The 26,379-nt window shown below is 41.0% G+C and carries 23 protein-coding genes; 12 read left to right on the top strand and 11 right to left on the bottom strand.

Translation table 11 applies throughout. From position 1 onward, the window contains the following. From VE944_RS08990 to urtE, 6 genes are all read left to right on the top strand, one after another. Positions 1-547, top strand: a 547-nt coding sequence (locus tag VE944_RS08990; protein ID WP_324975401.1) for a transporter substrate-binding protein, incomplete at its 5' end; no start/stop codon positions are given. A 198-nt stretch (positions 548-745) separates the two neighbouring features. Next, entirely contained in the window at positions 746-1,906 is a 1,161-nt protein-coding gene (locus VE944_RS08985) for an ABC transporter permease subunit (protein WP_324975399.1), read from the top strand. Between the two features lie 82 nt (positions 1,907-1,988). Next, positions 1,989-3,107 (top strand): urea ABC transporter permease subunit UrtC, encoded by a 1,119-nt coding sequence (gene urtC, locus VE944_RS08980; RefSeq protein WP_324975404.1) that lies wholly within the window; start codon positions 1,989-1,991, stop codon positions 3,105-3,107. Next, complete coding sequence (urtD, locus tag VE944_RS08975; RefSeq protein WP_324975397.1) at positions 3,082-3,828, top strand: urea ABC transporter ATP-binding protein UrtD; 747 nt, start codon at positions 3,082-3,084, stop codon at positions 3,826-3,828. The genes urtC and urtD overlap by 26 nt, the downstream gene beginning before the upstream one ends. Before the next feature lie 400 nt (positions 3,829-4,228). Then, positions 4,229-4,711 carry a hypothetical protein gene (locus VE944_RS08970; RefSeq protein ID WP_324975394.1) on the top strand — a complete coding sequence of 161 codons (483 nt, stop codon included), beginning with the start codon at positions 4,229-4,231 and terminating at the stop codon, positions 4,709-4,711. A 24-nt stretch (positions 4,712-4,735) separates the two neighbouring features. After that, entirely contained in the window at positions 4,736-5,434 is a 699-nt protein-coding gene (gene urtE, locus VE944_RS08965; protein ID WP_190733880.1) for an urea ABC transporter ATP-binding subunit UrtE, read from the top strand. Here the strand turns inward: urtE and VE944_RS08960 are convergent. The 3 genes from VE944_RS08960 to alaS all read right to left on the bottom strand — a co-directional run bounded on the left by VE944_RS08960 (position 5,397) and on the right by alaS (position 10,169). Beyond that, the gene (locus tag VE944_RS08960) at positions 5,397-6,137 is read right to left on the bottom strand and encodes a hypothetical protein (protein WP_324975387.1); all 741 of its coding nucleotides are present in this window, start codon (positions 6,135-6,137) and stop codon (positions 5,397-5,399) included. The genes urtE and VE944_RS08960 overlap by 38 nt on opposite strands. 8 nt (positions 6,138-6,145) lie before the next feature. Next, a complete protein-coding gene (locus tag VE944_RS08955) occupies positions 6,146-7,459 on the bottom strand; it encodes a cytochrome P450 (RefSeq protein WP_324975384.1) in 1,314 nt (437 codons plus the stop codon). 67 nt (positions 7,460-7,526) lie between these two features. Then, a complete protein-coding gene (gene alaS / locus VE944_RS08950; RefSeq protein ID WP_324975379.1) occupies positions 7,527-10,169 on the bottom strand; it encodes an alanine--tRNA ligase in 2,643 nt (880 codons plus the stop codon). A gap of 269 nt (positions 10,170-10,438) precedes the next feature. On the opposite strand from alaS, the gene VE944_RS08945 reads away from it, so the two are divergent. Beyond that, positions 10,439-10,639: a heavy-metal-associated domain-containing protein gene (locus VE944_RS08945; protein ID WP_324975377.1), complete on the top strand. Its 201-nt coding sequence runs from the start codon at positions 10,439-10,441 to the stop codon at positions 10,637-10,639. 900 nt (positions 10,640-11,539) lie between these two features. Beyond that, positions 11,540-12,562, top strand: coding sequence for a GGDEF domain-containing protein (locus VE944_RS08940; RefSeq protein ID WP_324975370.1), 1,023 nt, complete (start codon positions 11,540-11,542; stop codon positions 12,560-12,562). A gap of 95 nt (positions 12,563-12,657) precedes the next feature. Here the strand turns inward: VE944_RS08940 and VE944_RS08935 are convergent, their stop codons facing one another. Continuing rightward, positions 12,658-13,338, bottom strand: coding sequence for an ATP-dependent Zn protease (locus VE944_RS08935; RefSeq protein ID WP_324975366.1), 681 nt, complete (start codon positions 13,336-13,338; stop codon positions 12,658-12,660). A 221-nt stretch (positions 13,339-13,559) separates the two neighbouring features. Between VE944_RS08935 and VE944_RS08930 the strand changes: the two genes are divergently transcribed. Beyond that, positions 13,560-13,775, top strand: coding sequence for a hypervirulence associated TUDOR domain-containing protein (locus tag VE944_RS08930; RefSeq protein WP_324975363.1), 216 nt, complete (start codon positions 13,560-13,562; stop codon positions 13,773-13,775). Between the two features lie 391 nt (positions 13,776-14,166). Here the strand turns inward: VE944_RS08930 and VE944_RS08925 are convergent, their stop codons facing one another. The 5 genes from VE944_RS08925 to VE944_RS08905 form a co-directional block, all read right to left on the bottom strand. Continuing rightward, positions 14,167-15,021, bottom strand: a complete 855-nt coding sequence (locus tag VE944_RS08925; RefSeq protein ID WP_324975360.1) for a CheR family methyltransferase — start codon at positions 15,019-15,021, stop codon at positions 14,167-14,169. Further along, complete coding sequence (locus tag VE944_RS08920; protein WP_324975357.1) at positions 15,021-16,082, bottom strand: protein-glutamate methylesterase/protein-glutamine glutaminase; 1,062 nt, start codon at positions 16,080-16,082, stop codon at positions 15,021-15,023. The genes VE944_RS08925 and VE944_RS08920 overlap by 1 nt, the downstream gene beginning before the upstream one ends. A 273-nt stretch (positions 16,083-16,355) precedes the next feature. Beyond that, entirely contained in the window at positions 16,356-17,660 is a 1,305-nt protein-coding gene (locus tag VE944_RS08915) for a methyl-accepting chemotaxis protein (RefSeq protein ID WP_324975354.1), read from the bottom strand. Between the two features lie 17 nt (positions 17,661-17,677). Beyond that, entirely contained in the window at positions 17,678-18,148 is a 471-nt protein-coding gene (locus VE944_RS08910) for a chemotaxis protein CheW (protein ID WP_324975351.1), read from the bottom strand. Next, positions 18,141-20,345, bottom strand: coding sequence for a chemotaxis protein CheA (locus tag VE944_RS08905; RefSeq protein ID WP_324975349.1), 2,205 nt, complete (start codon positions 20,343-20,345; stop codon positions 18,141-18,143). The genes VE944_RS08910 and VE944_RS08905 overlap by 8 nt, the downstream gene beginning before the upstream one ends. A 627-nt stretch (positions 20,346-20,972) precedes the next feature. On the opposite strand from VE944_RS08905, the gene VE944_RS08900 reads away from it, so the two are divergent. The 3 genes from VE944_RS08900 to VE944_RS08890 are packed head-to-tail and all read left to right on the top strand — an operon-like array spanning position 20,973 to position 23,621. Continuing rightward, a complete protein-coding gene (locus tag VE944_RS08900) occupies positions 20,973-21,338 on the top strand; it encodes a response regulator (RefSeq protein WP_324975346.1) in 366 nt (121 codons plus the stop codon). 6 nt (positions 21,339-21,344) lie between these two features. Then, positions 21,345-21,950, top strand: a complete 606-nt coding sequence (locus VE944_RS08895; RefSeq protein WP_324975343.1) for a chemotaxis protein CheC — start codon at positions 21,345-21,347, stop codon at positions 21,948-21,950. A gap of 57 nt (positions 21,951-22,007) precedes the next feature. Next, a complete protein-coding gene (locus VE944_RS08890; protein ID WP_324975341.1) occupies positions 22,008-23,621 on the top strand; it encodes an ATP-binding response regulator in 1,614 nt (537 codons plus the stop codon). A gap of 104 nt (positions 23,622-23,725) precedes the next feature. Here VE944_RS08890 and VE944_RS08885 read toward each other — a convergent pair whose 3' ends face one another. Both VE944_RS08885 and VE944_RS08880 read right to left on the bottom strand, forming a co-directional pair. Further along, positions 23,726-24,571, bottom strand: a complete 846-nt coding sequence (locus VE944_RS08885; RefSeq protein WP_324975338.1) for a GNAT family N-acetyltransferase — start codon at positions 24,569-24,571, stop codon at positions 23,726-23,728. A 71-nt stretch (positions 24,572-24,642) separates the two neighbouring features. Then, on the bottom strand, positions 24,643-26,379 hold a 1,737-nt coding region (locus VE944_RS08880; RefSeq protein WP_324975334.1), incomplete at its 5' end, for an FUSC family protein.

Here is a 26,379-nt window from a genome sequence, read left to right as displayed (position 1 = left end):
CGTTGCTTTCTTCAAACAATTGAAAGGTGCTGGATTGACACCAGAAAAATATCCTTCCATGTCTGTCAGTATTGCCGAAGAAGAAGTTAAAGCAATTGGTGTAGAGTATCTCAAAGGTCATTATGCAGCTTGGAATTACTTCCAAACAGTAGACACACCTGCTAACAAAAAATTTGTAGCAGCTTTCAAGAAAGAGTACGGTGAAAATCGGGTAACAAATGACCCAATGGAAGCAGCATACATCGCTGTTTATTTGTGGAAGCAAGCAGTAGAAAAAGCTGGTACTACAGACATAGCGAAAGTGAGTGCTGCGGCGTATGGTCAAACTATAGATGCACCTGAAGGTAAAGTGACAATGGATGCCAATCATCACATATCCAAAGTTGTGCGGATTGGTCAAGTAAGACAAGATGGTTTGTTTGATATTGTTTATGCTACTCCGACAGCCGTTGAGCCAGTTCCTTGGAATCAATTTGTGAAAGAAACTAAGGGATTTGCTTGTGATTGGAGTGACCCGGCTAAGGGTAGTAAGTACAAGAAAGCCTAAATAATTCGTAATTCGTAATTCGTAATTCGTAATTAATTACCAATTACGAATTAGTTAATTTTAAATTGCTGGGGTGCGTTATAGCGAAGTGCAATGCATTATTTATCTCGGTAGGTTACGGTAAAAAGTTATTGTCCCTATGTTTAGTCTTTTGTACCGTAACACTACACGTATTTACGAATAGTATGTGAGGAAAAAGTGTTAGCAGGATTTTTAGAAGCTGTATTTAATGGTATTAGTATTGGCGCTGTATTATTAATTGCCGCATTGGGATTGGCGATTATATTTGGATTGATGGGCGTCATCAATATGGCACATGGTGAGTTGATGATGTTCGGCGCTTATACAACATTTGTTGTGCAAAATGCTTGCAAACAATTGGGTGGAGTGTGGTTTGAAGTCTATATATTTTTGGCTTTGATTATTGCTTTCATCTTCACGGCTGCTGTGGGATTAATTCTAGAGAAAGGCGTGATTCGTTATCTCTATGGACGACCTCTAGAAACTCTCTTGGCAACTTGGGGAGTAAGTTTAATTTTTCAACAGTTTGTTCGCAGTGTAAATTGGGTATTGATAATTGGCATAGGCTTATTTTCTCTGTTGTTTTTTGGAGGTTTATGGATTTTAAATTCTCGCACTGATTTGGGAAGAGTTCGTAACTGGATTGTAGCGATAATATTTTTACTATCGCTGGGGGTGACAATCACAACAGTTAATTTATTGAGTCAAACTTATCAGTTAGCAGTGACTCAACCTTGGTTTGGCGCTCAAAATGTGGATGTAACTGCGCCTACTTGGTTGCAAGGAGGGATGTCTTTAGGTGGTGTGCAATTACCCTTCGCTAGGTTATTTATTATTGGTTTAACAATAATCTGTGTGGTGGGAATTTATCTATTCTTACAACATTCTAGCTGGGGTTTAAAAATTCGGGCTGTGACGCAAAACCGGAGTATGAGTGCTTGTTTGGGTATACCAACTCAAAAGGTTGATGCGATTACCTTTGCACTGGGTTCTGGTTTAGCTGGTATGGCTGGATGTGCGATTAGTTTACTCGGTTCTGTAGGGCCAAATACGGGACAAAACTATATTATTGATACTTTTATGGTGGTTGTGGTTGGGGGTGTGGGCAATTTAGCCGGGACGATTGTGGCGGCGTTGGGTATTGGTACAGCTAATTTTTTAATTGGTTCTGGGACTTTGGCTTTGCTGTTGAGTCCTGTTAAGCCTTTGGCTGATTTGTTTACTTTTTTTGCGACGACGAGTATGGCTAAGGTGATGGTATTTGCGCTAATTATTGTGTTTTTACAGTGGAAGCCTGGGGGGATTTTTCCGCAGAAGGGGCGTACTGTTGATGTTTAAACCGCAGAGACGCAGTGAACCAGCGCAGCAGAAGGGTTTCCCTCCGCAGGCGACTGGTGAACCCGAAGGGAGGACGCAGAGAATGAGGAAGAGGGGAGGAGGGTTATTAATTGAGGTGGGGGTGGTGGTTACGATCGCACTTTTCCTCATTATCATTATGCCACTGTTGCTTACGGAGTTTCGTCTAAATTTGTTGGGACGATTTTTGTCGCTGGCAATTGTGGCTTTAGGTATCGATTTGATTTGGGGTTATACTGGTTTACTAAGTTTGGGACATGGTATTTTCTTTGGTTTGGGTGGATATGCGATCGCAATGTACCTGAAACTGCAAGTCCCTACTGGAGAATTGCCTGATTTCATGGGACTTTATGGAGTTACGGAACTTCCCGCCTTTTGGCAACCTTTTTATTCTTTTCCTTTGACAATAGCTTTTGTAGTACTAATTCCAGGGTTATTGGCGGGATTATTGGGATATTTAGTTTTCCGAAATCGCCTCAAGGGAGTTTATTTTTCTATCTTGACTCAAGCCGGAACTATTGTATTTTTCAATTTCTTTAACGGTCAACAACAGCTTTTCAACGGTACAAATGGACTGATAGATTTTACAACTTTGTTTGGGGCAACGGTCAGTGATGCGAAAACGCAGTTTGTTTTCTATACGCTGACGGTGGTGTTTCTCGCAGCCACTTACGGAATTTGTCGCTGGTTGACAACTGGACGCTTTGGGAGATTGTTGATAGCTATTCGTGATGATGAAAGTCGGGTAAGATTTTCTGGCTACGATCCTACAGATTATAAGGTGCTAGTGTTTGCAGTTTCAGGTGCGATCGCAGGCATAGCAGGAGCATTTTACACTATCCAGAGTGGTTCTATATCACCCAGAGCAATGGATATTGCCTTTTCCATTGAAATGGTAATTTGGGTAGCTGTAGGCGGACGCGCTACTTTAATTGGCGCGATTGTGGGAACTTTGTTAGTAAATTATGCCCGCACTTTTTTAAGTGAACAATTTGCTGAAATCTGGCTATTTTTCCAAGGCGCACTATTTTTGATAGTCGTTACAGTGCTTCCTGACGGCATAGTGGGATGGTTGCGTAGTCAGAATATTTCTCTTTTCCACCGCCGTCAACAAATTGCTACATATCCCACCTTGGAAGAAGACCCCGAAGTGCAACATGAACGCGAAAATATTGGAAACTGAAAACGTAACTGTTAGTTTTGACGGTTTTAAAGCGCTAAATCAGCTTAACTTTAGCATGGATGTGGGCGAGTTACGAGTAGTAATTGGCCCCAATGGAGCCGGGAAGACAACATTTCTGGATGTGATTACGGGGAAGGTGCAGCCAACCGTTGGGCAAGTTTTATTCAAAGGAAGAAATCTGCGTTCTTTACCTGAATATAAAATTGCCCGATTGGGAATTGGGCGCAAGTTTCAAACACCCCGAATTTACTTAAACTTAACGCCCCATGAAAATCTAGAAATTACTAGCAACCGTAATAAAAACGTCTTTTCTACTTTGTTTGGACGTTCTAATACTGTTGAAAAGAATAATATTAAAGGATTATTAGAAACTATCGGTTTAACTGCTAAAGCTGACATCAGAGCAGGTTTACTTTCCCACGGCGAAAAGCAGCGTTTAGAAATTGGGATGTTAGTAGCACAGTCACCTGACTTATTACTTGTTGATGAACCAGTTGCTGGTTTAACAGATGAAGAAACTTATAATATTGGTGAATTACTTTTAATACTAGCGCAGAATCATTCAATTTTAGTAATTGAACACGATATAGAATTTGTGCGTCAAATCGCCAAGAAGGTAACAGTGTTACATGAAGGTTCAGTACTGTGCGAAGGAAATTTTGAAGAAGTTCAAAATGATTCCCGTGTTATTGAAGTATATCTAGGAAAACAGGAAGACTAAATTTTTACTTCACAAGGTATTCTTAGGTATTAGTCTACCATAGTGCAAAAACTTTTTAACCATTGTGGAATATAGTTTGTTGCTGGCAATCAATTGGAGCAGCCTGCAAAAATTGTACGGCAAGCTATCGATGGAATTGTTGTATTGCTAGCCCAGTTACAGTGTTATTAATAAATTAACAGTACTACTATTAAAAAATTATGTAGCATAAATGTCAAAGTTTTTGACTTTACGTGTTTTTCCTGATTACAGCATTTATTCAAGGTAACTATTATTATAGAGCGCGTAACATAATACCCAATAGGGGAGAGGTTTCGGTATACTTTAAAGCTTTTTAAACAACCTCTAAGGGTTTCATACGACTTTACAAACTAGATAGAACATTGGATATTATCAACCTATGACATCATCAAATATTAATCAACAAGGCAAAGTAAAAACACCAGAGATTGAGTTCATGAAAAATAAGATAGAACCTTTTATCAAGGAATATCAATTTCAAGTGAATTTTAATAGATTTTTAGGTATTGTATTTAGTCTTACTTCTATTGGTCTGAGTCTTGGTGTAACACTTGCTGGTATCAATAATAATGCCCATTTAGCTGCTGGGTTAGGAGCTGCCTCAGCTGCTGTTCAGTCTGCATTTGGCATTTTCCCTCTTGAAAAGAGGGTATGGTTCTATCGAGCAAGTATTGCTGAAGCTCAAAAAATTAAATCTTTCCTTGAATACAAAGCTGATTATAGTATTGACAAAATTACCGATGATTTTGAGGCTTTAAGAACTAGAACATTGATACAAGAACCATTAAATTCAATTCCTGACTCTTTCTCTCCAAATACGGTAGGAGATAAACAGCCTAACAATCCCGGTGTAACCGCCTGACCTAATCTTTTTGTGGAGTTGCGAATGCTAAAAATTTCTAACCTTAACGTTTACTACGGCGAAAGCCATATTCTCCGCAATGTAGATTTAAGCGTACCATCTGGGCAAATGATATGCCTGATTGGACGCAATGGTGTAGGGAAATCTACATTACTCAAAACAATTATGGGTTTACTCAAACCCCGCAGTGGTACTATTAACTTAGCTGGAGAATTAATCAACTCGAAATCTCCAGACCAAAGGGCAAAGTTAGGAATTGGTTATGTTCCCCAAGGACGAGAAATCATCCCCCGTTTGACAGTCAAAGAAAATCTGCTGCTGGGGTTAGAAGCTAGACGCAAACCAGTAAAAAAAGCAGAAATTCCAGAGGAAGTTTTTAGCTTATTCCCAGTGTTAAAAACCATGCTTTCGCGGATGGGTGGTGATTTGAGTGGGGGACAGCAGCAACAATTAGCGATCGCACGTGCTTTAATGGGAGAGCCTCAATTACTCGTCTTAGATGAACCCACCGAAGGTATTCAACCCTCAATCATCCTAGAAATTGAAGCCGCAGTCCGTCGCATCGTCGAAACCACAGGCATTTCAGTTTTATTGGTAGAGCAACATTTACACTTTGTTCGTCAAGCTGATTACTATTACGCTATGCAAAAAGGTGGTATTGTCGCCTCCGGTTCCACAGCCGAACTCAGCCAAGATGTGATTCAACGCTTTCTAGCTGTTTAATTTTTGAGATTTCTATATTAATTGTGTCGGAAGCAATCAAGTCTGCTGCTTCTTGTAAAAGCTCATGCTGTTCCTTTTGAATTGCTTCTAAGCGACTAGAAATTTCTACTAATCGTTGTTGTTTATTTGGTTGAAAATTCTCAGGTGGCAAAGCTGGCAGGTTATCAATTGTTTCTGTAGCTGTCATTCGTTGAACAGTATAACTGCCAACTTTAGTTAAGGATAGAAAGCTAACTTTAAACAAAGCCTGAAGCAATTTTAACGGAACTTGGAGTATTGACCAACTAGCAGTTTCAATCAAGCGGACGATTGCTTTGATGACACTCCAGATGAGAGCGATCGCAAACAGCAAAACCACTATACTAACAATTGGGTGATTAGTCGCCCAACCTAGTATTTGAACTAACTTAAATAATATTGGGTGTTGTGTCAGCCAATCACTTGCAGAAGATACCATCGCATCTTTAACTGCGCCCGATGTTGTACTCTTAAATTTATCAGCAGTTTGCCAAGTTTGTTCTAAGCTTGTCGTAATTGTATCAATTGCTTTATCAGTCGTTGTAGTTGCTGTTGCCTTCAAAGACTCCCCAACTTGTTGTGCTGAATTACTTAGAGAGTTAACATTTTCACCTACAAAATCTTTCACATTTTGCAAGTGTTGCAAAACTCCGTTAGATAAATGTATGTCTATTTGGGATGCCATAAAACATTTCACCGAGGTTGAAATCTAACCCGCAACCCATCTTTAGGGCGATTAGTGGGAACCACAACTACCTCTAAACTTTGATTGGGTAATATCTCCCAATGATAATTGCGTAGAAGATGAGCAGCAATAATCTTCATTTCCATTTTGGCAAAGGCTATACCAATACAGATGCGTGGCCCACCACCGAAACCAACTAAACTAAAAGGATACTTTTTGTGTTCTTGGCGCTCTTGACTGAAACGCTCTGGATCAAAACGCTCTGGTTCAAGGTAGATTTCTTTTAGGCTATGAGTTATCACAATTGAATAAAGCAACTGCCAACCAGCAGGTACGTGATAACCTTTAAACTCAAAGTCTTTAATCACACCACGAAACCCACCTCCAACAGGCTGGTACAATCTTTCAACTTCCCACAAAACCTGCTCTAAATAGGGCATTTTCCCCAATTGTTCTAAATCCAAGTTTCCTTTACTTGCAAGTTGCAATTGTTCAACTCTTGCTTTTTCGAGTACTTCTGGATGACGGGCTAACTCTGTACATAACCAAGTCAGCATCGAAGTAGTCGTTTCATGTCCAGCAAAGAGTAACAGTACCGCTTGGGCAATGATTTCTTTTTCACTTAAGCTATTACCATCTTCATCTTTAGCTTGGATTAACAAGCTGATGGTATCTTTAGTTGGGTTTTGCTGACGTTCTCTGACAACTTGAGTTAGATGCTCTAAAATCTGATCGCGAGCGGCTATAGCTTTACCAAATGTAGTAAATGGTAAAGGCAACGGATTAATAGCAAACAGCCCATTAGTCAAAGTTGTAAACAACTGGCTGAGGCGCACACATTCAGGCCCAGGACGCGTACCTAACAACAATTGACTGGCAATATCAAACGTCAGTTGTTTAAACTCTTGGAACCAAGTAAACTCCTGTTTTTTCTCCCACTTTTGCAGATAGCCGCGCGTAATATCTTCCATTGTGGAGACATAATTCACCAATGCTGGACCATGCAACGCCGGCATCATCAAGCGGCGGTTTCTGCGATGTTCCTCTCCATCTTGCAGAAAAAGCGACTCACCCAGTAATGTTTTGAAATTATTAGGCCATCCCTCGCGCCAAGAAAAATTCTCCATATGGGTTGACAAAACGAACTCTAATGCCTCCGGGCCTGCCATTACCACAGTTGGTCTGCCAAGAAGATGGGTTTTGAAGATAGAACCATATTGGCGATAGCGCTTTTTGGCAAAATCGCGGTCGAAAACAAAGGAGAGCGTTTCACCTAATACAGGTATACCAAAGCTTCCTGGAGGGATTTGATTACTTTTCATCTCAACCTTCACATTATGTTGGGAAACACTATGTTACACTTGTCTCTCTCGTTGAAGCAGAAGATGGTTAACCCAAGGCGGACTTTAACTCACTTTCGGCTTGTTGCAACGCTTCTGGTAATTTACTCGCATCCCGTCCGCCTGCTTGGGCTAAGTTCGGTCTTCCACCGCCACCGCCACCGCAGATTTTAGCGATCGCACCTACAAATTTACCAGCTTGCAAACCTTTTTTGTTCACTTCTGAACTAAAAGCTGCAACTATACTAACTTTCCCTTCTTCAGGAACAGAACCCAACACCACTGCACCGTTACCGATTTTTTGCAACAAGCGTTCGGCTGCGGTTTTCAATGATTCTGGATCAACATCTTCTAATTGGGCGACAATAATTTTAGAATCGCCTACAGTTTCGGCTGTTTGCAGCAAGCTATCAGATTTTGCGATCGCTAACTGTACTTTCAAGGTTTCCAGTTCCTTTTGGGTATTTCTCAGTTCGCTTTGCAGACTTGTGATTCTGTCTGGTACTTCTTCGGGTTTAACTTTAAAGCGATCGCTCAAATCTTTAACTACTTTATCCCGCAGGTTGAGATAATCTAGTATTGCTGGCCCCGAAACAGCTTCAATACGCCGCACCCCAGAAGCCACACCAGCTTCAGAAATAATTTTAAATACGCCAATTTCAGCCGTGTTACTCACATGAGTCCCACCGCATAGTTCCATTGATACATTGGGGAAGTCAATCACGCGCACTTCCTCGCCGTATTTTTCGCCGAACATCGCAACGGCACCCCTAGCTTTCGCCTCGGCTATTGGTAATACTTCCACTTTTGCAGCATGTGCTTCAGCAATCCAAGTGTTCACCTGTTCTTCAATTTGTTGCACTTCCTCTGCTGTCAACGCGCGGGGACAGTTGAAGTCAAATCGCAACCTGTCAAAGGACACTAAGGAACCAGCTTGAGATATGCTATCATCAACAATTTTTTTCAAAGCCGCTTGTAACAGGTGGGTTGCGGTATGGTTAGCTTGGCTGCGACGGCGACAAGCCGGATCAATTTGGGCTGTAACATTATCGCCTACGCGCAGTGTACCGCGTTCGATGCGTCCGAAGTGAACAAAGAAATCAGATTCTTTTTTAACGTCTTCCACCCGAACTACGATACCATCGCCAGAGATATAACCGCGATCGCCAATTTGTCCCCCAGATTCACCATAAAATGGCGTTTTGTCAAGGACAATTTGCACCTCTGTCCCCGCTTCTGCTTCCTCTTGAGAAACACCTTCTACCAAAATCGCTTCGACTTTTGCCGTCGCTGCCGATTGGGTATAGCCTAAAAATTCGGTGACTTGAATGTGTTCTGCTAATTTGTCAAGGGAACCTTGCACAGTTAAATCGATGGTTTCGTGTGCTGCTTTGGCGCGTTCCACCTGCTTTTGCATTTCGGCATCAAATCCCGCTTCATCAACTGTGAGATTATTTTCCTCGGCAACTTCTTGAGTAAGTTCGAGGGGGAATCCGTAGGTGTCATAAAGAGTAAATGCACTTTCACCGCTAATTTGAGTTTCCCCTCGCTGTTTCACCTCTTGGATAATTTCTTCTAGCAGTTTTTCGCCTCTATCCAGAGTTCTGAGGAAATTCGATTCTTCCCGTTGCAACTCAGCTTTAATTGCTGCTTCCCGTTGGCGCACATTGGGGTAAGCTGATTCAGAAAGAGCGATCGCACTTTCGGCAACTTGAGTAGTAAATTCGCCAGAAATCCCAATTAATCGCCCATGACGCACCACCCGCCGAATTAACCGCCGCAGCACATAACCCCGTCCGACGTTGGAAGCGCGAATTTCATCAGCGATCATGTGGACAACAGAACGAACGTGATCACCAATAACTTTTAGAGAAACTTTGGTTTTTTCATCACTTTTGTGGTAATCAATGCCAGCAATTTGGGCTGCTGTTTGGATTATTGGGAAAATCAGATCAGTTTCGTAGTTATTGGGTACTTTTTGGAGGATTTGCGCTATTCTCTCCAAACCCATACCGGTGTCGATGTTCTTGTTTTGCAGTGGCGTTAAATTACCGGAAGCGTCCCGGTTATATTGCATGAACACGAGGTTGTAAAACTCGATGAACCGGGAATCGTCTTCTAAATCTATATTATCGTCACCGCGTTCTGGGTGGAAGTCGTAATAAATTTCTGAACAAGGGCCACAAGGCCCAGTCGGGCCAGATACCCAAAAGTTATCATCTTCGCCCAAGCGTTTAATTCTCGCTATCGGCACACCGATTTGATCGCGCCAAATTCCAAAGGCTTCATCATCATCTTTAAAAACGCTGACGACGAGATTTTGCGGGGAAATGCCAAAGACTTGTGTGGAAATTTCCCAACCCCAAGCGATCGCTTGTTCTTTAAAATAATCACCAAAGCTGAAATTACCCAGCATCTCAAAAAAGGTCTGATGCCGTTTGGTGCGTCCGACATTTTCGATGTCGTTGGTACGGATACACTTTTGCGAAGTCGTAGCCCGCTTAAATTCTGGTGTACGCTGCCCCAAGAATATCGGCTTAAATGGTAGCATCCCCGCGATCGTCAGCAGCACGGTTGGATCTTCTGGCACGAGGGAGGCACTTGGGAGAATTTGGTGATTCCGTTGGGCAAAGAAGTCGAGAAATATGTTGCGAATTTCGTTACCGCTTAAGTACTGAGGATTTGAAGACATAGGTATTTTTAACTTTAGACTTGGGCGTAGCGGCAGTAGATAGGTGTATTTTCATAAATAGCTTTATATATTCTTGCATTTTGTTTCATATTACTGCCAGCGAATTGTGCCAGTGGATAAGATGTATACAGTTACTATAATGTTGTTAACCACTACTGTACTTTACTTTGGCAGGATGTGCTTAGGCGTAGCCCATCCTAGACATCGCATTTTGATCTTTAAGATTAATCCTTAAGAAATACTTTAAAAATCCCATATTAAGGTAGCAAATGGCACTAAAACTGAAATTATCAAATATTGCTTGTGAGAGATGTGCAGAAATAATTACTGAATCCATCCATCTTATAGAACTTGAAGCCAAGGTGGATATCGATGTTAATCCTAAAACTGTTATGGTGAAATCCCCAGCTTCTGAGGAGTCAATCAAACAGGTAATTGTTACTGCTGATTATACTGTTGAGGGTTATTGATTCAGATTCTAGCTTTTCACAGAAGTTGAAATTTTCATATTTTGGGGTACGCTAACAAAATTTTTTCTATTTTTCCGCCCTTTCTACGGGTGGAATTGAACTAATTTACCCACATTAGGGGCAGATTTTAACATAAACTCTTTTTTTTAGCTTTGTTTTCTAGATTTCTGAGGTTGCGGTAAACAAACAAAGATGTGAATTAAGTAAATAAACCAACACCGCAAAAGTGTAGACATAAACTATTTTTCTATTCTAATAACATTGTAAAACTTTACCCTGAAAATTCCATCTAAAATTGTAGAATAGGTTATTTATATAAGCTTTCTGCCTTAGTAGTGGCGACTTGTGCTGTCATTGTATTCGCGTTTTTTGGCAATTAAACCCCTAATTGATACTTAATAAAAGCCTATTTTTTAAACAAAAACCTTAACTGCTATTTGGTTAATAACATTTCTCATTCAATAAAATAGTTTTGATTTTTATAATTTGATGAAAAAGTTTTATAATCTCTTTATTTTTCTTCTTAGGAAGAAATTTGGCTGCCTAATATGACAGTTATCACAAATTAATTATTCTGGTAATTACTTGAGGAGAAGAACACTTAATAAACTACAAAAACAGTTTTTATAAATTTCAATATTATTCAGTATTTTTACGGTTTTAAAAAGATAGTGTAAATAAGACATTAGTTGTCAGAAGAGAGGGTTTTGAAAACGGGAGTAGCAAAAATAAAGTCTAAAAAGGAGATTAAAATTGAAAAAGTATTATGATTCGGCGACAAAATAATATATCAGCAAATATAACTATATTTAGAAGAATATATTCGGTATTAGCCAACAAAAGCAGCAATTCTTAGAAAGTTAATCTGTTGAAAAGTTAAATAGGGTAAAAAATAAAGCAATGGATATTTCTATTCTGGTCTTTGGAAAAAATAACTTTATCGCTACACTCCCAGATCAGATCCTTTATGCGATGGCTTCTAGTGTAGAAATTATAGACAATCTGAATCAGGCAGTGTCCCGGATTCAAATGACGCCCCCCGATATAATGCTTGTGCAGGCTAGTCTGGATGGTAGTATAGAACTTTGCAGTTGGTTGAAAGACCAGACAAAACTATCCTGGATATACTGTATTCTCTTAGAGGATCGTCCAGAGCAGCTTGCTGATAGAAATAAGGGTTGGCACAGGGAATTAGAGATGACTGCTACGGCATTAAAGCAAGGAGCCGATGCTTATATTTGGCATCTTCTGGATGAAAAAATAGACCATACCTTGACAGAATTGACGGCCAATCATGGACTAATACTTGCTCAATTGACTGTTGGCTTGCGAAAAGGACAAAAATACCGAGATTTGATTCGGACAAATGATATGTTATCAGCGATCGCCTTAGCCGATTCCTTAACAGAATTAAATAATCGTCGTGCTTTAGAATGGGACTTACCCAGGCAAATAAAAAAAGCTAGAAGTCAAAAGACTTCCATGAGTTTGATTATTTTGGATGTAGATCACTTCAAAAGAGTTAACGATACTCACGGGCATTTAGTTGGCGATCGCACTTTGCAACTACTATGTAAGCGTCTGCGACACAATCTGCGCTGTCAAGACACAGCATTTCGCTATGGTGGCGAAGAATTTGTGATTCTTTTGGCTAACACCAATGATAAAGAAGCACTAGTTGTCGCCCGTCGTCTTAATCTGTTAGTCTGCGAGGAACCATTTTTTCTCAGTAGCAAACTGACAATTAATGTCACCATTAGTTTAGGTACAGCCTGTCTGCAAGCTGAAGATGACGAGCAAGGAGTAAGTTTGTTGCATCGTGCCGATCAATGCTTGCTACAAGCTAAAACTGCTGGACGTAATCGAGTTATTGCCTCGAACTATTTATCTCATACCCCACATTTAAAAGTTGTTTCTTCTTAAAAGTGGAATTTGTCATTAGCCATAGGTTATTCCCTGTCCCCCTGCCTTCTCCCAAGGGGAGACGCTAAAAGCGATCTGCCCTCTGCCCCCACTCCCTACTCCCCTCTTACTCCTAACTCTGCATGACAATCTTCTATCGAAGTGCCTTGTCGCATGGCATTAACTAAAGCCTCGTAGCTAGACCAATTTTCTTGCAGTAAGGTTTTTGCTTGCAGGGTATGAAACCGCAGTTTCTGCTGATAAACTGATTCAGGAAATCCCAAAATTGTCAAGACTCCTATCAGCTTACTTTTATCATCGCCTCCACCCTCAGCATTATTAAAAACTAGGCTTTCAGCAGCAATACCCGCCATCCAAACAGTGCAGTAGCGATCTAGCATTTGGGCACTGATTTTACCCACTTTTAGTTGAGATGCTAATTCGCCATCATCAAAGCTAACGCCCCCTTGTCCAGGTTGCCCCTGTTTCCAGGCTTCCCAAGCGCTGAGAGTGTAGCCGGTAACGGGAATACCTAACAAATAAGCAATCAAGAAATGCCCTGCTTCGTGGTGGACGATGCGATCGCGGTGTTCACTTGAAAATCCAGCAATCCAGTCTAAAAAGATAGTACCACCCTTGCCTTGCAAGCTAAAACTGTCAAAAGTCGCTATTCCTAAAATAGCGAAGGTAGCAAGCGCCGGTACTGCGGGCGATAAATTCAAGAATGGCCCCAGCAGTACCGATAGGGTCATCAGAAAGATAGATATTGCAACTAAATTTAGGCTAGTCTGGCTCATTGAGAGTTTTTTGAGGATCTGCTTAATCTTTCTTCATTATCAGGCGATACACAGCTTTTGTATCAAGGTGGTTGGAGCGATCGCCTCATTTTTTCATCTTATACCAATTTAATTAATGGCTTAATAAGGGATGTTTTCTCTATCACAAGAATGATGGCTGTTTTTCCAATCGCAGACATAATGTGACGTTAGTAGATATAAAACATTAAGAGGAGATGAATATGGCTGAACAATTCAAAAATGGCGATCGGGTTGAATGGAACACTTCACAAGGCAAGACAACTGGCAAGGTAGTAAAGAAACTCACTTCACCTACAGATATTAAAGAACACCATATTGCGGCAAGTGAAGATAACCCTGAGTACTTAGTTGAAAGTGATAAGACAGGAAAACAAGCTGCTCACAAGCCTGATGCTCTGAAGAAATTAGAGGAATAATGTTAGGAAAAATTATAGTAGAAAAAGTAAGAAAGGTGGGAAAAGTAGGATGTTTTTTATTCCTTCTTGATTATCAAGTTATTACACGCTATTTTAATAGTTAAGTACAGTTCTTGAAAGGAAGTTTGGGGGTATGTAAAAAAGCTGCTGAAATTTTTAGATGAAAAACCTAAAAGTAAATAGGGAACTGGAGTTAAAAAAATATACTTTTTTAACTCCTTTTATAGCGATACTTAAATTAAACTCAGCTTTAGGCGCATTTTCAACAGTAATCTGCTTTATAAATTTCAATAACATGTGTGTGGTATGTAACTTTTAACTATCAATATTTATTTTGTCAAAACCCTTAATGGTTATGAGGAAAATAGCGGAAAACAATAGTTTGCTGATTTTATTGGGTAATGTTAACTCCACGACTGTGCAATCGGTAGCAGATAGCCTTGTCAAATAAAACCCGCTTGAATGATTCATCTAGGCTGATAGTCGTTTCACCACTACCCAAAAACAAATAGCCATCTGGCCTTAATTGCTGCTTGATCTTTTTTAGTAAGGCTTTCTTGGTAACAACATCAAAGTAGATTAAAACATTCCGTAAAAAGATAACGTCGAATTGTGGCAGAGATGACCAAGATTGTAAAAGATTCAACTCACGAAAATCAACTATCTGGCGGATTTGTTCCTTTATTTGCCAGTGAGTTTCTAGCTTTTGAAAGTAATGATCGCGAATATTTTTAGGGAGTCCACGATTCATTTCAAGTTGGTTATAATGCCCCTCGCGGGCCCGCGCTAAAACCTTAGTAGAAAAATCAGTCGCAATTAATTTTACAGGCCAATTGAGAAGCGTGGGAAAGTGTTCATGAATTAGTATGGCGATGCTATAAGGTTCTTGTCCATTAGAGCAGGCAGCACACCAAATGTTGAGCGATCGCTCACTTTCTCGTTGTTTAATTAACTCTGGTAATATGTATTTTTTCAGCGCTTCAAAAGGGTGGCTATCACGGAAGAATGAGGTTTCGTTAGTGACTAGCGCCTCGATTGTCTGGGCGTGAAGACTATTAAACGGCTCAGTTCGTAAGTAAGTAACCAAATCAGCGATAGAAGCGAATCCTGCCAATTCGACAATTGGCTGCAAATGTAACTCTGCTAAATAGGTTTTATCACCGAACAATACAACGGCTGAATGATGATGAACTAATTCTCGAAGATACTCAAAATCAGTGCTGCTTACACCCATAATCTGTGTCATTACAGGTCTGAAGGAGGAACTTGATTGAAACGAATTCTGTGCATAATTTCATCTGCGATTTGGTTAAGTGGAAGAATTTGATTGGCAAGTCCGGCATTAACGACAAAACTAGGCATTCCCCACACGACGCTAGTAGCTTTGTCTTGTGCAAGTACCTGTCCACCCGCCTCGCGTATGCACTGACAGCCATGTAAGCCATCTTGCCCCATGCCAGTGAGAATAACTGCGATCGCTCCAGCCCCATAAACCTGTGCAACTGATCGCAACAGCACATCAACTGAAGGACGACAGGAATTTTCAGGAGATGCTTGATGGGTGGCAAGTCGAACCCCAGTTTTGTCACGTTGCACAATTAGATGAAAATCTCCTGGTGCAATCCAGGCATGTCCCGGTTTTAGTATCTGTCCAGAAACCGCTTCATCTACTGGGATTTGACACTTGGAAGCTAATTGTTTAGCTAGTAGTTTCGTAAACATTGGCGGCATGTGTTGCACAATCAAAATCGGCACTGATAAATCTGGTGGAAACTCCCTAAGCAATACACCCAGAGCGTTTGGGCCTCCGGTAGAAACTCCAATTGCCACAACTTTCACCTGCTGTATATCCCTACTAAGGGGAAAAACAACTGGATGAGTAATTGGGCTTTGTGTGAAAAATGCACCAAATACCTTAATTTTGGGAATTAAATCATCCCGAATATGTTGGTTTGTTGCCTCTACACTTCCTAAGTTACTAGGTTTTGTGGCGTAGTCTGAAGCACCTAAAGAAAGAGCTTCCAGGGTTGCGATCGCTCCCCTGTGTGTGAAGGTACTATACATAATGACTGGTAAGCGTGGATACTTTTGTCGGATAGCGGACAGAGTTTGCAAACCATCCATCTCCGGCATCTCAATATCCAGGATGATCACATCGGGATTAACTTGGGAAATCTTGGCAAGGGCAATGCGGCCGTTAGCCGCGACTCCTACCACCTCTAGTTCTGGATCGCTAGATAAAATTTTACTTACTCGACTCCGTACTACAACGGCGTCATCAACAATTAGTACCCGAATTTTGGGCATTAGGTATTAGGTATTGGGGGATTAGGCGATTGAGAGGCAGGGGAGTAGAGTTTTTATGCTTGTTCACGAGTATAAAAGACTCGTTAACGGAGTTCTGAGGTGGATTCACGAGTATCAAAGACTCGTTAACGGAGTTCTGAGGTGGATTCATGAGTATCAAAGACTCGTTAACGGAGTTCTAAGGTGGATTCATGAGTATCAAAGACTCATTGTTGCATTCTCAAATATATCTCCTCTGCCCCCTACCTCCTGCCTCCTGCCCCCTGCCTCCTGTTAATACTTGAACTGATTGACGACTTTCTGCAAATCTACTGCCATTCGGGATAATTCTGTAGCTGCCTCTAAAGTATTACTGGTTCCAGTAGTTGTACTTTGAGTATTAAGTGCCACAATTCCAATACTTTTGGCAATGTCTGATGTTCCTTTGGCTGCCTCAGTCATATTTCGACCAATTTCATTTGTAGTTGCTGTTTGTTCCTCAATAGCACTGGCGATCGTGCTTTGGAAGTCGTTGATTTGATTGATAATACTAGTAATCTGAGTGATGGCTTGAACGGCACTTTTTGTATCTGTTTGAATTGCTTCAATTCGCAAGCTAATATCTTCAGTCGCAGTTGCCGTTTGTTTGGCTAATTCTTTCACCTCGTTGGCGACTACGGCAAATCCTCTACCTGCATCCCCGGCTCTAGCCGCCTCAATGGTAGCATTGAGTGCTAGCAGGTTTGTTTGCCCTGCGATAGAGGTAATGACTTTAATAACTTTACCAATTTCGATGCTGCTTTGACCGAGTTTGTTAATTGTCTCGTTTGTGCGATCGGCTGTTTTAACTGCCTCACTCGTGACCTTTGCTCCTTGAGTAACGGTCTTAGCAATTTCTCGAATGCTAGCATTCATTTCTTCCACGGCAGTCACAACTGTATTGGTATTCTGACTTACCTGTTCAGCTGAGGCAGACGCAGAAGTGGCCTGTTCGGCTGTTTGTTCGGCGTTCTCACTCATTTCTTTGCTGACTGCGGTTAGTTCTTCTGCGGAAGATGCAACTGCTGTTGCCACCTCTGTCATCTGTATGATTGAAGACTTCAGGCTGCTAATCATCTGATTTGCATTATCCGTAAGCTGTTTAAACTCTCCTGCATTGCTTGCCTCGATTTGCTTGGACAAATTTCCTTGAGCGACGGCAAGGCTAACCTCATTAATACCTTTTATCTGCTCTTTTAAATTAGTAGACATCTGATTCAAGTTATCGAGCGATTCTTTCCAACTCCCACTTGCTCCTTTGACAATGGCTTGAGAACCGAGCTTCCCTTGGATACCAATCTCGGATGCCAAGCGATTAACTTCGTTAGCAAAGTTTTGATTTAAACTCACCAATTCATTAAAAACTGAGGTGATTTCACCCAGTTCATTATTCTCATGAGCTAAACGGACGGTAAAATCACCGTTTTTTGCCGCCTTAAGTGCTATTAGTAACGCTTGCAATTGCACTTTTATTACACTGTCATCGGTCGGTTGCGAATCTGCACTATCCACCGAGGGAGATTTTGAGTTGGCTGTTTTTCCAGCCCTATTTGTAGTCATTGCAAAGCGCTCCTGAATTATTCGATAATCTGATTTGTTAAATTAACATCTAGAATTTTCTCGGCGTCTAGAACTAACAGAAATCCCTCTGGGAGCGGGTAAGCTCCTGCTAGCATCTGACGCATTCTACCTTTTAACGTTGCGGGTGGGGGTTGAAAGGTGTTGTGTGCAAACTCTAAAACATCTCCCACATCATCCACTAGCAGACTGACTACTTCATGCTCAGAACACACAATGATATTAAATCCCTGCGGTTCATCTACAAAACTTGTAGTTGATTGTGTCTGCGGTTCGCTCATCTCTAATCGACGCTGCAAATCGATGACAGTAATAATTTGTCCACGTAAATTAATCAACCCATAGATATCTGCTGGTGCTAAAGGTACAGGAGTCGTTGCTTGTGGACGAATCACTTCTTGAACGTGTTGCACGTCAATACCAAAGTAAGCTCCTTTGAGGAAAAATGTGCAAATTTGTTGTTCAGCCATGAGTCGCTAATTGCAGCAAATGAGGGTTAGCAATCCGAATTACAGTCTCAATGTCAAGAATTTCTGTGATTTTTCCTTGAATTACAGCACAAAAAAGCACACCAGGTCTACTAGGAATACCTTTAATGGTTAGTGGTTCTTCCACAATATCAAGAATGCGATCGACTACTAGCCCAACGCTGAGTTCTGAGTATGGAGAGACAATAATTATTTGGAGCGTTTCTGCAACTGTCGCCAAAGCCTGATCATTAAGGCGATCGCAATCGCCAAATATCTTATAAAGATCGATCAGTGGCAAAATTTGCCCGTAAGACTGAAAGACATTCTGATTAGCCACTTTTTCGACAGCAGAAGCAAGAATCTCTTCAAGCCGAAATGCGATCGCTAGTGGAATACCCATGCGTGCGCCTTGGGGGCCTTCAAACAGTAAAATTGTTTGGCGATCGCCTGCTTGCTCTTGGCTATTTACAGCATTTTCGCTCAACAACTGCTTTTGTTTGGCGGTTATACTGGTTCGGTTTGCCAGACCGACAACATCAATAATTAATGCCACTGTGCCATCCCCTAAAACGGTGGCTCCTGCAAATAGGGATAGCGCCTTTAACTGTCTTCCCAAAGGTTTAACTACGATATCTTGAATGTCTTCGATTGTGTCTACGACTAGCCCAAAGCGATAGTTATCAACTTGCACTATTACCAAACTGAGTGTTTCTAAGTTGCTGACACAATCCTGTTGCAACACTTCGTTGAGATAAATCAAGGGTATAAGATTACCCCGCAAGCGATACACAGGCACATCGTATAATATCTCAATACTATTGAGTGCTTCTAGGCGTACTAATTCTAGTAAACTCGTTTGGGGAATGGCATAGCAATCACTCCCACTGCTGATAATCAATGCTGGAATAATTGCCAATGTTAGCGGAATCTTGATTTTGAAGGTCGTTCCTTGTCCCTGTTGGCTGTAAATTTCAACCCTTCCGTTAATCTTCTCAATATTGCTCTTGACAATATCCATCCCAACCCCTCGCCCGGAAAGGTGAGTCACTTGTTCAGCAGTGGAGAAGCCGGATAAAAAAATTAAGTTCATCGCTTCTGACTCGCTCATGGTTGCAGCCTGCACAGCGTTTACTAAACCAAGTTGCTGCGCTCGCCCTTTGAGCCGTTCTAAATTCAGACCGCGACCATCATCGCCAATTTCAATATTGACTTTGCCACTTTCGTGAAAGGCTCTGAGAAATAGCCGTCCTACGCTTGGCTTTCCACAAGCAACCCGCTCGGCTGGTAATTCAATCCCATGATCGATGCAATTGCGTAATAAGTGCGTTAAGGGGTCTTTAATTGTTTCAATAATACTTTTGTCTAATTCTGTCTCTGCCCCTTCCATCTCTACTTCAACTTCTTTACCGGAAGCGATCGCCAAATCACGGGTGACGCGAGGGAACTTTTGCCAGATGGAACTAATTGGTTGCAGCCGAGTTTTCATCACCCCTTCCTGCAACTGGGCTGTAAGTAGGCTCAAGTGCTGGCAAGTAGCAGCAAAACTATTATCCTTAAATTTTGTACTAAATCCAATTATCTGATTACGAGCTAAAACGAGTTCACCCACTAGGTTCATCATCTGATCTAGCAGATTAACATTGACTCGGATATAAGCAGATTCTGATGTTGTCGTTGATATTTCTGTGAGTTCGTTATTGAGAGCTTCTACAGACTCACTAGCTGCTGTATCTTTTTGTGGCGTTTGTGTATTAACAGGCAATTGAGAGGCTTTTGGAGTCTGTTTAGTTTCTGACAATCGGGTTAGAGCCACGATTATTGCTGAATAATCGCGTAGGCGCAGCCCGTCGTAGACATCGCCATCATGCTTTGTAGCTTGTATTTGAGCCAGAATTTGCCGAATGCTGTCTACTGTTTGTAGTAAAGTACTAATAATCTCAGGGGTGATTGCGATCGTGCGATCGCGCAGACACGAGAGCAAATTCTCTCCAGCATGAGCAAGTGATTCTAAATTAGGAAACGGTAAAAAGCCGCAATTTCCTTTAAGCGTATGGAGTGAGCGATAAATGCGAACTAATGCTTCTCCATTATCAGATGCTTTCTCTAGCTCAATAATATCGCCTTCAATTTGATTCAAGTTCTCATAGCTTTCAACGAGAAATGCTTCTATATCATCGTCAATTTCATTTAACTCCATTGGTTAATAAAGTAAAGTTTTATATATCCTACTTTAATACTAATTTAATATTCAACCTCAGCAATCTCTATCTAAAGAAAGATGTTTGTCTTGTCTCAGGCTGAAGACATAATATTTGCCTTAATGATATAGTTAACAAATAGGCAATCTTATCGTTGCTATTCAACTCAAAGTTTCAAGAAGGGTCGTCGTCAAGACAGACAATTTTACAAGTGGAAATAATGCAATCATCAGTTCATCGAATCCTAACAACCTTGGTGCTACTCAAACGACATCAAGTAGCTATACCTCAAAATGTATCTTAATGGCATGAGCCTGCGAAAAATCGAGCAAGTAACCGATATCCACCACACAACAGTTTTGCATTGGCAAGGGATAGCAAAGCTGGAATTAGATCGGATTTCAAATACTTAACAAATTTTTAAAATTTTCCATTGCATTATTAAAAATTTTAACTCCACAACATAACATTATAGTTTCAGCAAGTTTAATAAATTTTTCTAAACTATTATTGTAAATTGTAAAATTATATTTATTTATTATTTAATCTATTTATTTTAATTAATAATGTAGGCTAACTAGCTTAAATCAAGAATTGTTAAGCTAAAGCACAAAAGGACAAAGCTAATGGCAGTGGTGTTGATTATCGATGATGCAGCTTTTTCTCGCAGAATGATCCGTAAGTTTCTGCAAATCGATGGTTATGAAATTATCGAAGCAACTAATGGGCGTGAGGGATTAGAAATGGTTTACAACCATAACCCAAATTGTGTATTAGTGGATCTTCTAATGCCCGATATAAATGGCTTTGAATTTTTAAAAGCTATGCAAGATAAAAAATTAAAAATTCCGACTATTATCATTTCTGCCGATATCCAAGAAGGGGCACGCAATCAAAGTTTTAACTTGGGGGCAGTCAACTTTATTAATAAACCGCCAAAAGAAAGTGAATTGCGAAAGGCAGTCCAGGAAGTTCTTAATACCAAGGAATAAGTTTTCATGAATGTGACAGAAGAAGAACTGGATGCCCTAGAAGAGTTAATTAATATTGGAGTCGGTCGAGCAGCAAGTCTACTTAATGAAATGGTAGACTCTCACATTCGTCTGAAAATTCCGGTTGTTAAAATCTTAACTGCTACCGAAGCATATCAAGAATTAACAAAACGATTTCATGATGAAACTTTGGCATCTGTCAAACTAGGCTTTACAGGCTCTTTCTATGGCACTGCTAGCTTAATTTTTCCAACTGACAGCGCATCAACATTGATTGCAGTGCTTACAGGTGAAGATCCAGGATCGGCTGACCTAGATGCGGTGAAAATTGGCACCCTGAGCGAAATTGGTAACATTGTCATAAATGGGGTAATGGGTTCACTCACTAATGTGCTAAAGCGGCATGTGAACTACACATTGCCTGTTTATTTAGAAGATACGCTGGAAAATTTATTGTTATCTGCGTACGAGAGCGATTCAAAAATCTTACTGGCACAAGCCAGTTTCACAATTGAACGCTTAGAAATTATTGGAGATATTATTTTAATTTTTCTGGTGGGCACTTTTGATGCGCTCATCACTGCAATGAAGGAGGAAATGGGAATAACTTAATAATATAATATTAGCAAAAGTCGGTAAAAAAAAGTCTTAAAAAACTTTGAGAATACAATGAATATAATTGAACAAGCTCAGGAAAAATTTAGCCTTTTAGATAAAATTCCTGTAGGAGCTTTTGTTCTACAGTCAGATTATATTGTTATCTTCTGGAACTCCTGCTTAGAGGAATGGACAAAAATTCCGAGAAGTAAGATATTGGGAAATTCTATTCATAAATATTTTCCTCATCTAAATCAACCTCGTTACGCTAACCGTTTGCACCAAATTTTTCAAGGCGGGCCTCCGACAATTTTTTCTTCTCAACTGCATAAATATATCATTCCAATACCTATATCCAAAGATAAATACCGCATTCAACACACAACTGTTACTTCTGTGTCTGCATTGGATGGAGATAGATTTTATGCTCTCTTTTCAATTGAAGATTTGACAGATTTAACCTTCCGAGTTCAGGAATATAAAAACCTACGCGATCAGGCTCTAGCAATAGCAGAAGAACGGCAACAGGCAAAAGAAGCTGCTGAGACAGCAAACCGCATCAAAGATGAATTTTTAGCAATTGTCTCTCATGAACTTCGTTCCCCTCTTAATCCAATTTTGGGCTGGGCAAAGCTACTGAAAAATCGCTCATTAAACGAAGCTACTACTGTGCGTGCCCTTGAGACAATCGAACGAAATGCTGAATTACAAGCTCAGTTGATTGAAGATTTGTTGGATATTTCTCGCATTCTCCAGGGCAAGCTAGCACTTAATTTAGAAACGGTTAATCTTATTTTTACTATTGAAGCTGCCTTAGAAACAGTGCAATTGGCAGCAGAAGCAAAGTCTATTAAAATTAATCTTCATTTGGATAGAGAAATTGGACAGGTGAAGGGTGATAGTAATCGTATTCAACAAATTATTTGGAATCTGCTCTCTAACGCTGTTAAATTCACACCATCTGGTGGACAAGTCGAAGTCTACTTAGAACAGATTAATTCTGAGGTACAACTGAGAGTTAGTGACACGGGTAAAGGTATTAGTCGTGACTTTCTGCCATACGTATTTGAGTATTTCCGTCAGGCAGATACTACTACAACCCGAAGTTTTGGTGGATTAGGACTTGGTTTGGCAATTGTGCGCCAACTTGTCGAGTTACATGGCGGTACAGTTAGGGCAGAGAGCTTAGGAGAAGGACAAGGTGCGACGTTTACAGTTTGCCTACCCGTGTTTCAACATCTGGAATTAGCAAGGGAAGATCGCAATCTATCAAACGGCTCCTATCCATCGTGTATGCTTTATGCTCCACTAGAAGGGATATGTTTATTAGTTGTAGATGATAATGCTGATACCCGTGAGTTTCTGGCCTTTCTATTAGAACAGCAGGGAGCAATCGTGACGATCGCAGCATCTGCCACTGAAGCACTGGCTGCAATTATGGAGTCAAAGCCAGATTTGCTGTTAAGCGATTTAGGTATGCCAGATGTTGACGGTTACACTTTGATCAGAAAGTTACGAGCAATGCCCGCCAATTTAGGCGGACAAATTCCCGCGATCGCTCTAAGTGCTTACGCCGGAGAAACGACGCAAAAACAGATTTTTACAGCCGGATTTCAACTCCACATTGCTAAACCAGCCGATCCTGCGAAATTGGTAGCTGCGATCGCATCTCTTGTAAAGAATTGAACTTTCAAAAGTCATCAAGTTTGACGCACACAGACTAACAGAAAAACTCACGCGCTGACAGTGGAATTGTATATTAGAGGTGTAAACACATTGTTTGTCCGTCTCTAACCTAGTTCTACACTTGTCACAGCAAAGATGCGATTAATAGGTAAACTAGGAATTTTTTTAGTGTACATCCGAGCAGTTTGAGAGACTGGCTGCAATTGGTAACGTTGAACTAGGTCAATCGCTTGTAGATTTGCATCCGGCACATCAAAAAACACTGGAGCATGAGGATTTTGTGCAAGCAAGGCTTGAAACAATGCTTCAGCAATCTGTTCATCATTAGCAAACAGTGGCCCAACCCTAAAACCTGTATGGGCAGGTCGGATAACTCCGTAACCAGCAAGATATCCATTTTTGATAAACCCGAAAGCAGTACTTTCTGGCTGTTCAATCCAATGTTGCAGAAACAGCGATCGCTTAGAAGGAAAAAGTTGGCGATCGTAAGCCACCAAATCTTCAAAAGGCACTGTTTTCAGATCCACGATCCCAGCAGGCACAACACCGCCACCCACCCCTTCATAACGAATATGGTTATAAGCGATTTGGAAACCAGACTTTTTATAGTTATCTTGTTGAGCTACTACACCATCCAAGCCGATGTTACGATCAGCACCCAGATAGTCCATTGCTGTCTTCCAAATTTTCATACCCAACCCCTGCCCACGAAACTGGGGTTTCACAATGTAAAAACCTAGAAAGCCAAAGTGTGCATCGTAAGCAACAGCAGAAATGCACCCCATCGGCTCACCATTCAACTCACCCAAGAAAAAACCGCTCTCGTCAGTTTGATAAAAAGATTGAGCATCATACTTTCCTGGATTCCAACCTTCGGTTGCTGCCCAAGTAATCGCCAAATCCATTTCCGACCTTTTCATTGGGCGGACGATAAAATTCTCAGTGGTCATAATATCTTCTTAATTCTAAGCTATTAACTATTTAACTTCGCTTTCGCAAACCTACTGTTTTGCAACGCCAATTATTCTTGCAGACGAGCAATTACACAGTGCAGAACTTTAATTTCATTAACAATTCGATCCAGTTCTGTGGAGAGTGGAGTTTGTTCTCGAACGGCTTGTAATGTAGGAGTTAAAGTGTTGGAATTGGTAGCAATTTCTGATAACCGAGCAGTATGTAACTGTTCAATTTGGGCGTGAATTGCTTCAAGATAGCTATCCAGCGCTGGTAATGGTTGAGGTGCCTGTCCTTGCCCAAGGGCATCTGCTAAGTTTTCCAAAACTTGGACAATGGTATCAGCAAGTCGCTTTACTTCAGGAAATTGGTACTCACCACTAAATTCGCGCAGATGTTCTGCCAAAGTTGTTACCGAACTGAAAAAGCCACGAATGTATATCATCAGCGTCATTACAGGTTCGATTTCTCCCTGAATGTGACGAGGTTCGCTGAATAATCGTTGAGCTGCGGCGTTTGCGTTGGCGTTCTCTAGTGCTGCTTGGTGGCGTAGCATGTTGATATCAGCGATCGCATTCTGTTCTGGATGGAGATAGTTAGCTATTACTTGCTGAAAGTAAGCAAGATTAGCTCGAATTGTCTTTTCTAGTTGTGCAGGAAGTTGCTGTCGTTCCCAACGGGGGAAAAGCAAATAGCTACCAAGCAATGCTAAGACACCCCCAGCCAAGCTATCGAAGATCCGCAATACTCCAACCTTCCAGCCACCTGCATTAATAATGTTGAGTAGCAATATGATGGCGGGAGTCAACAGGATGATAAATAAGCTGTAGCTTAACGATCGCACCGACATCGCAACAAACACCAGCAGTAGGAAACAAACTGCGTAGGCGTAGCCCGTCATAGATATCGCTAATGAATTCTTAATTAGTAAAACCAGAGCAATACCGATAATTCCACCCAAAACAGTGCCAACAACTCTTTGTACTGTTGTCTGTGACGTCCCACCGAAGTTAGGTTTAAGTGCAACTAAAGCTGTTATGGTTATCCAGTAGCCTCTAGGTAGTTGGAATAGCGACGCAAGTAATTCAGCAAAGGTTGTTATTAGTGCGAGGCGCAACGCATGACGAAAGAGGACTGAATCAAAAGTGAAATTATTTCGCAGCGTATCAATAATTGTAGAACGCTCTGGTTGGGCTGGGGGGGAAATATCTCGCTGGGCAATGCTGTTGCGCTGTTTTCCCTGGTTTAAATCTGTAACAATCTCTGCATCAGTATGAATTTGCTCTACTAGTTTTGTCAGACTGGCTGTAATCTTGCCAAGGTTGAGGAGATCGGAATATTCATCTGTCTGAGCATTGATGGTTTGATTGAGGACTTGCGAACGCAGAACTTGCGTTTGGTGTTCTAGTGCTTCAAGACTCCGATCGAGATCCCCTAAGTGAGGTGAGTTTTTTCCTTTAGCTATCGCTTGTGATAACATTTGCAGAGCAATTGCCGACTGTTCTATCACTTGCTGAATTTCTGGCTGTAACCGAGAAAATAATTGATGTTCGGATGCGATCGCTAATAGTTCGCTCAGTGCTACAACAGAATTGACAATTTGATTTATATCCTCAATTAATACGAGTAACTGATTTCCCCGCAGGGTAGCTCCTCTTTGCCTAGTCCAGATAGTTGTCCAGACACTACGGGCAAATGTTAAGTTTTGAATGACTGTATCCTGAGCTTGCAAAAATCGCTGTTCCCACTCCTGATGAGCTTTTGGATTTAATGCTCTCTGACTTGCCAAATCCACAAAATTGCT

It is taken from the genome of Nostoc sp. (genome assembly GCF_035638895.1).
In the GTDB taxonomy this organism is placed as follows: Bacteria; Cyanobacteriota; Cyanobacteriia; order Cyanobacteriales; family Nostocaceae; genus Nostoc.
The sequence above is the reverse complement of the archived record's forward strand: the minus strand, read 5'-3'. Positions and strand labels throughout refer to the sequence as shown.